Source organism: Psychromonas ingrahamii 37 (assembly GCF_000015285.1).
In the GTDB taxonomy this organism is placed as follows: Bacteria; Pseudomonadota; Gammaproteobacteria; order Enterobacterales; family Psychromonadaceae; genus Psychromonas; species Psychromonas ingrahamii.
Map to the genome: position 1 here is coordinate 2,639,361 of NC_008709.1, position 12,069 is coordinate 2,651,429.

Here is a 12,069-nt window from a genome sequence, read left to right on the forward strand (position 1 = left end):
CTCATATTTTATCTACTAATTTTTTAAACCAATCAATTACCTTGGTCGCTCCCGGTTGACAACGAATCTCTTGATCGGGCTCAGTGCCCACCACAAAGGGGAGTGGAATAGTGTTAGTACAAGACGGCTGGCTACCCTGCCCCGTATCCCTGTCAACCCACACCATTTTGATATCTTCAGGGGGTAAATTTTGAATAGGCAAGCGTGAACGCTGCTTAAAAATATCAGCCCACACACGCAGCGCACCACTGGAGCCCGTCAAGCCGGTACTGCTATTATCATCGTTCCCTAACCACACAACCGCCATCATATCGCCGGAAAAGCCGGCAAACCAGCTATCGCGAAGATCATTTGTTGTACCTGTCTTGCCTGCAACGGGGAAATCAGGTAACAACCACTCTAAAGACTTAGCCGTCCCTTCGTGGGTAACCGCCTGCAGGGCATGACTCAACATATAAATCGATGCCGCATCAAAACGTTTATCAACCTCCAGAGGGTAACTGGTTAATAACTCACCTCCGGGCTCGACAACCGCATTGATCGCCATTAAAGGGGTGTAAAAACCGTCCGCTGCGATTGTTTGGTAGATCTGTGCAACTTCAACAGGTAGCAGATCGACGGCTCCCAGCGTCACCGAAGGTAATGCAGGAAAGTTTTGCTCGACCCCCAAACGATGAACGGTATCAACCACCTTATCGATCCCGATAGTATTACCTAAACGCGCCGTCGCCTGATTATAAGAATGGGCGAGCGCTTTATATAACAGCACATCACCATGACTATCAAGATCATAATTTTTCGGGGCCCACTGATCACCATTAGGCAGCTGTAATATATATTCGTCATCACTTATCAGTGTCGCTAGGGTATAACGTTCTGGCTGTTCAAGGGCTGCCAAATAAACGGCAGGCTTAAGCAGGGAACCTATTTGACGGCGCGCATCCAGTGCACGATTAAAACCGGCATAACGGCCATCTTTACCACCAAGAACAGCGATCACGGCTCCCGTATTGGGGCGCGTAATAACTACAGCACCCTGTAATTCGTCACTCTTTCCACTGGACTTGTGTTTGGCAATATTAGCAGCAAGACTTGACTCGGCACTCGTCTGTACAAGCGGATCAAAATGGGTAAAAATTGCCAGGCCGCTGGAACTAAGATCTTCTTCTTTATAGTCGCGCTGCAACTGTCGGCGCACCAGATCCAAGTAAGCGGGATAGCGTCGATGACTTGCGACACTCGGTCCGCCAATTTCCAACGGACGTTTTTTAGCCCTTTCGGCCAAATCAAGATCCAGGCGTTCTTCGCGCACGGCAATATCTAAGACGAGATTTCGACGTTCTAAAGCCCGCTCAGGATTACGCCAAGGATTGTAATAATTTGCCCCCCTGACCAAAGCCACCAACAACGCCTGCTGCGCTATCGACAAATCAGACAATGGACGATTAAAATAATACTGACTTGCGAGGCCAAAACCATGAATAGACCTTGGGCCATCCTGGCCTAAGTAGACCTCGTTAATATAACCCTCTAAAATTTCAGACTTACTGAAATGCAGCTCGAGCAGTAAAGCCATTAAAGCTTCCTTCGCTTTACGACTTAAGGTTTGCTCGGAAGTAAGGTAATAATTTTTAACCAGCTGCTGAGTCAGCGTCGAAGCGCCCTGAGAAATGCCGCCCTCTTTAATGTTGGCGATTAATGCACGGACAATACCGCGCGGGGAAATACCAATATGACTGTAAAAACGGTTATCCTCCACCGCGACTAGCATATTTTGTAGCGATTCCGGTACTTCAGAAAGCTTAACCAATAGACGATCTTCATGATGTGAAGGGTAAATGCCGCCGATTGCAAGAGGTTCTAAACGCAGTAATTGGGCACCATCATTGCTAACGAGCTCGGAAACCACCCCGTCTTGTATATGGAGAGCAACCTTACGGGCGGGCTCAAGGTCATCACTAAACTGAAATCCGGAGGTATAAATATTAACTGTATTACCCGTAATACTGGCTTGGCCAGGATTTTCAAGACGAGATACAAAATGATAACCCAACATCCCTAACTCTATTTTGAAGTCTCTTATGGTGAGCGGTGCCCCTTCATATAGCTCTAAAGGCCGCGCATAAACTGTTGATGGCACAGACCATTTTTTACCCGTAAAGGTCGTTCGAATGGTGGAATCAAGATAAATAATGGCCATTAGTGAAATCACCGATCCGACCAGAAATAACTTCCACCATAATACCAATTTAGACTTTTTCTTTTTATTTGTAATCAACACATCTACCTCTTTTTTGCGCCACTAAAGCCTGGTCTTTTGCTAAAAGGATGTTTATAAATCAAATTATACCTATGCGATCATTTTTTTGTTTTATATTTCAACTACCATGGTCTTTTAGTCAGTATAGCGACCCTAACGACCATCGATTTTAATCAGTATACATGAAGGAGACATGAGCATATTGCTATTATTTACGAGAAAATATAGCGGTAGGATTAACAGTCATTAATGTACAAAACATTCTCTTTTAACAAAATGCTTAACTATCAAATGCTGAAATACTCATGGCTTTAATGTAAGCAAAAATATTTTGATTAACCGTTAACTTTAATTCATATAAAGATTTTATGGTTATTTTAGCCAGTATTTTTTGGTTGCCCGTATTTAAAGTTAATAATACGCTGCTGGTCGGCAGGTGCTCTATTTGTTCGACTCGCACGCGCAGACAGTTTTGCAGTGAACTAAATTCTAATTTTTGGGTCGCCAGAATCACATCTTTGCTTTCAATTTTAATCGAGATATCTTCAAGGCTAAGGGGTTTTTCCATCGCGACAAGAATTGTCTGCTGATCAATTAAACCGTGCAGGACAGAAAACTCATCATCCCAATGGACAGCCTGTACATTGACTATTAAACCTGAATGGTTATGTTTTGCTAAGCTTAAATCCAGATTTAGAAACAATGACTGGGGACAGCCAATACTTTCAATCTCCCCCTGATTTATAAGGATCATTTTCTGACTCAGATAAAAAACTTCCTGCATTGAGTGGGTAATATAGATAATTGGAATTCTTTCACTCAGTTTTTTGATAAAAGGTAATAATAACTCTCTGCTGTGCTGATCTAAGGATGACATGGGTTCATCCATCAGTAATAAATCGGGGCCGGTTAAAATGGCTCTGGCAATGGCAATACGCTGTTTTTGGCCGCCCGATAATTGCTGCGTTTTTTTATTTAGGAGCGGCTCAAAATCAAGCAATGCTGCTAATTCAGCAATAGTGTATAAACTATTAACGGTCTTTTTCATCGCCAACTTAAGATTACCCAGCGCATCAAGATGTGGGAACAAACGCGGCTCCTGAAAGACCATGCCAATATGACGTTTTTCCGTTTTAATAAAGGTTGCATTATCCTGCCAGGTTTTCCCAAGGCATTCTAAAGAGCCACAAAAAGTATTATCCAACCCTGCTAATACACGGAAAAAAGAAGTTTTACCCGCCCCGGAATCACCAAAGACCGCACAAATCCCCTGCAGTTCCACTTGCCCTTGAAAATGAAACAACAGTTTGTGCTGTGCTGATTTTTTAAGATTAAATTTAAGCATCGATCATTCTCTGTTGGCGCTTTTTTAATACACCGTAAATAAGCACCAGCAGGGTCATAGAAAAGGCTAATAAACCAAAAGAGAGCAGATGTGCCTGCTGGTATTGTAAGGTTTCTACATGATCAAAAAGCGCAATAGACAGCAGTTGCGTCTCCCCCGGAATATTTCCGCCGATCATCAGTACCACCCCAAATTCTCCGACTGTATGCGCAAATCCCAGCGCGCCCGCAATAATAAAACTGGGTAAAACCATCGGGAAAACGACTTTGTAAAAGGTTTCTGTCGAATTAAACCCCAATGTCGCGGCAACTTCCAGGTAATCTTTATCTAAATTGACAAAGGCACTTTGCAAAGGTTGTACTACAAAAGGCAAGGAATAGATGACTGAAGCAATTAATAAACCAATAAATGAAAAAGCCAAGGTATCACCGGTTAACCTTAACCATAATCCACCGATAAAATTATCGGGTGAAAATGAAATTAGCAGATAAAAGCCTAATACGGTGGGGGGCAATACCAAGGGTAAAGCAACTAATGCTTCAATAAAGGGGCGGAGTACAAAGCGACTGCGGGCAAGCCACCAGGCTAATGGCGGCGAAATAATCAGTAAAATAAGCGTGGTTAAACCCGCTAGTTTAAAAGTCAGTATAATGGCACTGTAATCTAATTCAGTTAACATATTTTATTGTCAGATACCCTTTTGATCGAATCAACCTTTGTATTGTTGTCGAAGTTAAATAATCCATAAAATTATACACTTCTAGCGATTTTTTTGAACCTGTTAGCAGCACCCCTTGTTGTAAAATAGGTTGATGATAGCTGGTTGGAATTAAAAAAAAGTTGCGGCCCTGATGCTCTAATAATAAGGAATAGGCCACAAAACCGGCTTTAACATTACCGGAATCTATAAATTGATAGGTCTGACTGATATTAGCCCCTTGTACATAAGAGAACTGCTGCAATAAATTCAAGTTGTTAAGGGTTTGCTCAGTGGCTAAACCATAGGGTGCAAGTTTAGGATTAGCAATGGCTATCCGCCCCTTAAATTTTTGCAGAGTATCTGCATTCACAAAGTCGGCATGTTTTGGTGCCCAGAAGGCGATTCGCCCTTGTGCATAGGTAAAACGCGAACCGCTCACACCTTTATTCGAGTCTTCGGTCAATTTTGCCCGTTTGAGATCAGCAGACAAAAACAAATCAAAGGGCGCTCCCTGTTGAATCTGATGATATAAAATACCCGTTGATGCACTTGATATTAAAATCTTCTGCCCGGTTTCTATCTCATAAAGTGCCGCAATTTCAATGAGGGTTGTTTTAAAATTACTGGCTACCGCAACTTTAATACTCGCTTGTACTGAAAAACTGTAAAGTAACATTAAAAGAAGCAGGCAGATGGTCATTTTCATGAACAATTTTTTAGTCATTTTTATGACCATTTATTCAATGCACTGCGGTCTGATTCTCGCGCATCCACCCAATAACTTGTCCCCTGACTGTTACACTCTTTTTTCCAAAAAGGGGCCTCTGTTTTAAGATAATCCATAATGTATTCACAGGCCGCAAAAGCGTCCTGGCGATGTGCTGTGGCGATACCAACAAAAACAATTTGTTCACTTATTTTTAACTCACCAACACGATGAATCAAAGTACAAGCCAGAATATTCCAGCGCTGCTTCGCCTGCATCACGATTTGAGCTAATGATTTTTCTGTCATCAATGGATAATGCTCCAGGGTTAAACTTGCCACCTGTTCTCCCTGATTAAAATCACGTACTAACCCTGTAAAGGTGACCACTGCGCCGACGCTCGATTGTTCACGTAAACGATCGTATTCACGCTGTTGGTTAAAATCTTCAGTTTGCACCCGGATCATCACTAACCTCCCGTGACAGGAGGAAAAAATGCAACTTCATCACCACTATAAAGCGGGACATTATCTGCCTGCATGGTTTGATTGACAGCAACCATTAATGATCCTTTTGAAAGCACTGACAAGTAGTTGCTATCAAGCGATTTCAAGTTTTTAAGCAGGGTCGTCAAATCGTTATTTTCAGCGCTCGGCAGCTGTAGTCCACTGACGCCTAACTGATCACGTATTTGTGCAAAAAATAAAACGTTAATCATCAAAATTCCTTATTCACTGGGATGTAAAGTGCCCTGATTTACCACCGGTTTTTTCAAGCAGTTTGACCTGAGTTATCACCATATCTTTTTGTATCGCTTTACACATATCATAAATCGTTAATGCGGCCACGGATGCGGCCGTCAAAGCTTCCATTTCAACCCCTGTTTTGCCGCTTAACTTACATAAGCTTTGAATACGCACACGGTTAAATTCAGGCTCTGCCACCAACTCTACCTCTACTTTAGTTAGCGCTAAAGGGTGACAAAGTGGGATAATATCAGATGTTTTTTTTGCCGCCATAATGCCGGCAATACGGGCAGTGGCAAAAACATCACCCTTATGGTGTTGCCCGTTCAAAATTAATGCCAGGGTTTCAGCTTTCATTTCCACATAGGCCTGCGCGATGGCTTGACGCTGTGTGGTGTTTTTGTCCGTTACATCAACCATATTGGCTTTGCCGTCTTGATTAATGTGGGTAAATAAATGAGTCATAAGTTACCTTCTAAGTAATGGCTTATAAGTGTTCGAACATGCAAATCAACACTACGTTTATCTATTATATTAATAGTTAGAAACATTAAATTGTAAAGATGTTTCTAACTATGTTCACCGACTTAAAGACCAATATGGGGCATAAAATTACAGGGTTTATGCTGAGAGTTTAACTGTTCAACAATTATTTTCGACCAGGCGGTTTTACAGGCCCCGGTAGAGCCCGGCATACAGAAAATAACCGTCTTATTGGCAAAACCCGCCACTGCCCGACTTTGAATAGTCGATGAACCAATTTCCTGATAGGACACATGGCGAAAAAGTTCACCAAAACCTTCAACCTCTTTGTCAAATAAAACCGCTACCGCTTCAGGGGTGGTATCGCGAGAAGTAAAACCAGTGCCGCCGGTGATTAATACAGCTTCAATTTCCGGATCGGCAATCCAATTCGAGACAATGGCACGAATTTTATAGAGATCATCAATAACAATCTTTTTATCCGCCAGTAAATGGCCTGCTTGTTGTAATGCTTGAGCAAGGTAACCGCCCGAGGTATCGGTTTCTTCATTACGCGTATCAGAAACGGTTAATACAGCCATCTTTGCGGCTTTAAATGCTTGTGTTGAAAGGTGACTCATCTTTATTCCTTAGTATTTTGCAGTTGTTGATGGATTTCCAGACAGCTTAACCATTGATCCGGGGTATTACTATTATGGAATCTGCAATCCTGCTGTTTTATAATATTAACCGGTTGTATTTTGAGTGTGTTAAGCAAGCAGTAAAGAGAGCGATCTTTTTTCTGCGCTGAAGCTAACGTTTCTGTCAGATGATTTTTGAGTGATAAAGTGAGCGGTAATATCATTGGAAATATCGCCCGTTCATAAAATACTCCCTGCGGGTGTGTTTTAAATTCGAACAATAAACCAGCACATTGCGGTTCGCCCATTAAGGGCATATCGACGGGTAAAATAAACAAAGCATCGTAATCCTCATAAAGTGCTTCAACACAGGCATGTAACCCGCCAATAGGTCCGCACTGCGGATAAATATCTGTAATACAGTAGAAATCAGGATAAAAACCACTGACAAAGGTTTTATCAAGATCAAGACCTTCGAGCAAAACAACAGCACGTGCTAATAATGTTTGCTGCGCTAATTGTAACTTTGCTTTATCCTGCCCCATTCGGGAAGACAGTCCACCCGCTAACACAATGCCTGCAATTTTCAATCTATCATATCCACCAGCCAAAAAAAAAGAGCATAAATGCTCTTTTACGGGTCCTGTAGTATACTCCCATAAAAATCAGAAATATAACTTGATTACCACCCTTCTATGCCCTCCATATTTGGTAGTCTGTGGGCAATACCTTTATGGCAGTCAACACAGGTTTTTTCGCCAGACGCCAGGGCCGTAGAGTGTGGTTTTCTGCTGCGAGTACCTTGTTCACTGAAATCCATAAAATCAAATTCATGGCAGTTCCGACATTCTTGAGAGTCGTTTTCTTTCATTCGATGCCATTCACGATTTGCCAAGTAACCCCTTCTAGCTCGAAATTTTTCTTCAGTATCAATGGTTCCCATGGCAAAAGCGACTAACTCTTTAGATGCTTGAACTTTACGGATAATTTTGTCAGTCCAGTTATGCGGCACATGACAGTCGGAACAAATTGCACGTACGCCTGAACGGTTAGCGTAGTGGATAGTTTCTTTGATTTCTTTGACAATGGGCGCATGACAACTTGAACAAAATGCTTCCGTATTAGTCGCCTCCATGCCCGTATTAAAACCACCCCAGAAAATCACCCCGCCTAAAAAACCAATCAACAGGATAAATCCCATCGCGGCAGAAGAGGGTGATTTCATAATGGTCCATAACCGTTTCAATAAATTTAGCATAAGTAGTTTGCTCCTAACTTACTGTAGCGAGTCAACGGGTCGGAAAGTATTTCCCACCAAGGGTCTAGCATCTGCTTGAGTAACATGGCATTGTAAGCAGAAATAACGACGCGGTGATACATCGGATAAAGTGGTGCCCTCACGTGTTTCAAAATGGGTGACACTGATTTTTGTTGCACCCATTGCCCCCGCATTTTTAAAACTGTGGCAGGATAAACATTTATTGGCGTTCAGATTAACCTGGTAGCCGCGGGTAGTATGAGGAATAACAGGGGGTTGTTGCACATAGTTTCGATCGACTGTTGAATGATCTCTCGGTACGCGTTTCATCGCTTCTGATTTATTGACTTCTGAAATTTGCTGGTAACCCCGTAGCGAAGTAAGTCCCCCATTATCGGTTTGCATTACCTCCCCTGCACTCCATACGGATGTACTAAGAACAAAGATACCTAAAGCCACAATCCCGGTCAGACATTTTTTCATAACTTTCTCCATCCTGCTGTTAATGCTAAATAACAACGAAGAATTTAAATATTTTACGGCACCAAAACAGATTTTTTCTGGAAATTGGAAATGAATGCCGTAACGCGCGAATTAAACTTTCTTAGTAATTTTCACTGCACATTTTTTGTAATCCGTTTGTTTCGACAGCGGATCCGTTGCATCAAGTGTAATTTTATTCACTAACTGCTTCGCATCAAACCAGGGCATAAAGACTAAACCTCGAGGGGGCCGATTTCGGCCGCGGGTTTCAACACGAGAAGTTAACTCACCACGACGTGAAGCCAGTACAATCTCATCACCACGTCGGACACCCCGTGCTGTAGCATCATCTGGGTGCATAAACACCACTGCATCAGGAAATGCTTTATAAAGTTCGGGTACACGACGGGTCATGGATCCTGAATGCCAATGTTCTAATACACGACCGGTGCTTAACCACAGGTCGTACTCTTGATCGGGTGATTCAGCGGGTGGCTCATAGGGCAGTGCGAAAATAACCGCTTTCTTATCCGGATGGCCATAGAACTGAACTTCACTGCCTTTTTCGACATAGGGGTCGTACCCTTCACGGAAACGCCACAGGGTTTCTTTGCCGTTAACAACCGGCCAACGCAGACCACGCGCTTCATGATACTGATCAAAAGGCGCTAAATCATGACCGTGACCACGTCCAAATGAAGCGTATTCTTCAAACAAACCTTTTTGAATGTAGAAGCCAAAATCACGCGCTTCGTCATTTAATCGCTCGTCAGCTACTTCGTCTAAACCAAAAGCATCTACCTGACCATTTTTATAAAGCACATCAAATAAAGTTTCCCCCCTCACTTCCGGCATTTTTGCGATCAGATCTTCCGTCCAAACTTCTTCAATTTTAAAACGTTTAGAAAATTCAACTAATTGCCATAAATCAGATTTTGCACCTTCGGGTGCTTTAACTTGTTGATGCCAGAATTGAGTACGACGTTCGGCATTGCCATAAGCGCCCTCTTTTTCCACCCACATCGCAGTCGGTAAAATAAGGTCCCCCATTTGCGCAGTAACAGTCGGGTAAGGGTCTGACACTACAATAAAATTTTCCGGATTACGGTAACCTGGAATAATTTCTTCATTAATATTGGCACCCGCCTGCACGTTGTTATTACACATCACCCAGTAAGCATTTAACTTACTGTCTTTGAGCATACGGTTTTGTAATACAGCGTGATAGCCGGGTTTAGGTTCTATTGTACCTTCCGGCAGTTTCCATAATTTTTCGGCAATGGCACGATGTTTAGGATTTGCCACCACTAAATCAGCAGGTAGACGGTGAGAGAATGTACCCACTTCACGTGCGGTACCGCAAGCTGAGGGTTGACCTGTTAATGAGAAGGGTCCGGATCCTGGTTTAGAAATTTTACCGGTTAACAGATGCACGTTATACATTAAGTTATTTGCCCAAACACCACGAGTATGTTGATTGAACCCCATGGTCCAATATGAAACGACCTTCTTAGCCGGATCAGCGTAGACTTTGGCCAATTCAATCAATTTTTCAGCAGGGACACCTGACATTTTAACGGCATAATCAACATCAAATTCAGAAACATACTCGGCAAACTCTTCAAAGGTTATCGGCGACGACGCACCAGAATCCGGATTTTCAGCGGCTTTTTGTAAAGGATCAGTAGGCCGTAAACCATAACCAATGTCCGTGACACCTTTTCGGAAATTGGTATGTTTTTCAATAAAATCTTTATCCACCGCATCATTTTGAATAATGTAGTTGGCAATAAAGTTTAAGATCGCCAAATCAGATTGTGGCGTAAAGATCATGCCATTATCTGCCAATTCAAATGAACGGTGTGTGTAAGTAGACAACACGTGCACACTGACATCGGGGTTGCTTAAACGGCGATCGGCTAAACGCGACCAAAGAATAGGATGCATCTCCGCCATGTTAGATCCCCACAGCACAAACACATCGGCATTTTCAAGGTCGTCATAACAGCCCATCGGCTCATCAATACCGAAAGTGCGCATAAAACCACCCACCGCAGAAGCCATACAATGGCGCGCGTTTGGATCTAAATTATTGGTACGGAAACCCGCTTTCATTAGTTTAGAAGCAGCGTACCCTTCCCATAAAGTCCATTGACCTGAACCGAACATCCCCACCGCTGTGGGTCCTTTTTTCTTCAAAGCATCTTTAAACTTGTCAGCCATAATATCAAAAGCAGCATCCCATGAAACAGGTTCAAACTGGCCATTTTTATCATATACACCCTCGGTCATACGCAGTAAGGGAGTAGTAAGACGATCCTTGCCATACATGATTTTTGACAGGAAATAACCCTTTACGCAATTTAGTCCTTTATTGACCGGTGATTCAGGATCCCCTTGTGTTGCAACCACCCGGCCATGTTGTGTACCGACCAATACACTGCAGCCTGTACCGCAGAATCTGCAGGGCGCTTTTTCCCATTTTATTTTTGTTAAATCTTGACTTGCAATTAAATTACTCGCTGTTGCTGGTAATGCAATACCAGCAACAGCAGCGGCTGATGCGGCAGCCTGCGCTTTCATAAATTCACGTCTCGTAAATTTCATGTTGCTTCCCCACTATTTGATGAAACCAAATGATTTAATTGAGTTTCCACTGATTAATCAATTAAGACTCAGATTCTAATGTTTCAAATTCATGATAGACAAGACCGGTACTAAGCACCCCGTCTAACGCATTTATGGTATCAATCGCTTCCATAATAACGCGTTGATGAGGCGCTTCTAGCACCACCACCGCCTTACCAATCGGTGACATGGTGATTAATTCAGCACCATCTAATAAATTGATGCTTGTTTCTATTTCCTGCCGCTTTTCAGGCCTGATATGTACGATTAAACTCGATATATGCAATTCTTCCGTTTTCATTCTAATTCCTTTATAAGGACAGATGCAGTTGGACAAGGTGCCATGCAGGCGCCACAACCAGTACATAAATCAAGGTTAATTTGAGGGACAGCACTTAACCCTATTTGGAAAGTGAGTGCCTGCGCTTCACAACTTTCACTGCAGCTGCGGCAATAGACATTTTCATAGGCTAAACATGATTCGTCGATCTGGGCTTTTTTTAACCAGGGTGGTTGTTTTGTAGAGATAAAAATCTGTTCATCGCAAATTTCAGCACATTGCCCGCAGAAAGAGCATTCACCAACAGTAAAATCAATATTGGGGTAACCACCATCACCCTTGACGATAATTTTTTCCGGGCAAGCGGTTATGCAATCGCCACATTGTGTACAATTTTTCAAAAATAAATCTACATTCGAAATCCAGGGTAATAAATTATTAACCGTCACTTTGTCATTATTTTTAAATAATCTTCTTTTACTATTATCAAATTTCACTAAAAAACCTTATTTATTATATGGTTATTACCTAATGATCTATTATTAAATAAAATAAACGAT

The 12,069-nt window shown here is 42.3% G+C and carries 14 protein-coding genes; all 14 read right to left on the reverse strand.

Features of this window, described 5'->3' with window-relative positions:
- Position 1 precedes the first annotated feature (1 nt).
- Positions 2–2,281: a penicillin-binding protein 1B gene (gene mrcB / locus PING_RS11165; protein ID WP_232279357.1), complete on the reverse strand. Its 2,280-nt coding sequence runs from the start codon at positions 2,279–2,281 to the stop codon at positions 2–4.
- A gap of 259 nt (positions 2,282–2,540) precedes the next feature.
- On the reverse strand, positions 2,541–3,605 hold the full coding sequence (modC, locus tag PING_RS11170; protein ID WP_011770465.1) for a molybdenum ABC transporter ATP-binding protein: 1,065 nt from the start codon (positions 3,603–3,605) through the stop codon (positions 2,541–2,543).
- The gene (gene modB, locus PING_RS11175) at positions 3,598–4,284 is read right to left on the reverse strand and encodes a molybdate ABC transporter permease subunit (protein ID WP_011770466.1); all 687 of its coding nucleotides are present in this window, start codon (positions 4,282–4,284) and stop codon (positions 3,598–3,600) included. Before modB ends, modC begins: the two co-directional genes overlap by 8 nt.
- A complete protein-coding gene (modA, locus tag PING_RS11180; RefSeq protein WP_232279358.1) occupies positions 4,274–5,029 on the reverse strand; it encodes a molybdate ABC transporter substrate-binding protein in 756 nt (251 codons plus the stop codon). Before modA ends, modB begins: the two co-directional genes overlap by 11 nt.
- A gap of 2 nt (positions 5,030–5,031) precedes the next feature.
- Positions 5,032–5,478, reverse strand: coding sequence for a molybdopterin synthase catalytic subunit MoaE (gene moaE, locus PING_RS11185; protein WP_011770468.1), 447 nt, complete (start codon positions 5,476–5,478; stop codon positions 5,032–5,034).
- Between the two features lie 2 nt (positions 5,479–5,480).
- Complete coding sequence (locus PING_RS11190) at positions 5,481–5,729, reverse strand: MoaD/ThiS family protein (protein ID WP_041766427.1); 249 nt, start codon at positions 5,727–5,729, stop codon at positions 5,481–5,483.
- A 13-nt stretch (positions 5,730–5,742) separates the two neighbouring features.
- Positions 5,743–6,222 carry a cyclic pyranopterin monophosphate synthase MoaC gene (gene moaC / locus PING_RS11195; protein WP_011770470.1) on the reverse strand — a complete coding sequence of 160 codons (480 nt, stop codon included), beginning with the start codon at positions 6,220–6,222 and terminating at the stop codon, positions 5,743–5,745.
- A gap of 122 nt (positions 6,223–6,344) precedes the next feature.
- Positions 6,345–6,860, reverse strand: a complete 516-nt coding sequence (gene moaB, locus PING_RS11200) for a molybdenum cofactor biosynthesis protein B (protein ID WP_011770471.1) — start codon at positions 6,858–6,860, stop codon at positions 6,345–6,347.
- 2 nt (positions 6,861–6,862) lie between these two features.
- Positions 6,863–7,450 (reverse strand): molybdenum cofactor guanylyltransferase, encoded by a 588-nt coding sequence (locus tag PING_RS11205; protein ID WP_011770472.1) that lies wholly within the window; start codon positions 7,448–7,450, stop codon positions 6,863–6,865.
- A 92-nt stretch (positions 7,451–7,542) separates the two neighbouring features.
- Entirely contained in the window at positions 7,543–8,118 is a 576-nt protein-coding gene (locus PING_RS11210) for a NapC/NirT family cytochrome c (RefSeq protein ID WP_011770473.1), read from the reverse strand.
- Between the two features lie 18 nt (positions 8,119–8,136).
- On the reverse strand, positions 8,137–8,601 hold the full coding sequence (locus PING_RS11215) for a nitrate reductase cytochrome c-type subunit (RefSeq protein ID WP_011770474.1): 465 nt from the start codon (positions 8,599–8,601) through the stop codon (positions 8,137–8,139).
- Positions 8,602–8,712: 111 nt separating this feature from the next.
- Positions 8,713–11,208, reverse strand: a complete 2,496-nt coding sequence (gene napA / locus PING_RS11220; protein WP_011770475.1) for a nitrate reductase catalytic subunit NapA — start codon at positions 11,206–11,208, stop codon at positions 8,713–8,715.
- 61 nt (positions 11,209–11,269) lie between these two features.
- Positions 11,270–11,530, reverse strand: coding sequence for a chaperone NapD (locus PING_RS11225; protein WP_011770476.1), 261 nt, complete (start codon positions 11,528–11,530; stop codon positions 11,270–11,272).
- Positions 11,527–12,006: a ferredoxin-type protein NapF gene (napF, locus tag PING_RS11230; protein ID WP_011770477.1), complete on the reverse strand. Its 480-nt coding sequence runs from the start codon at positions 12,004–12,006 to the stop codon at positions 11,527–11,529. Before napF ends, PING_RS11225 begins: the two co-directional genes overlap by 4 nt.
- Positions 12,007–12,069 lie beyond the last annotated feature (63 nt).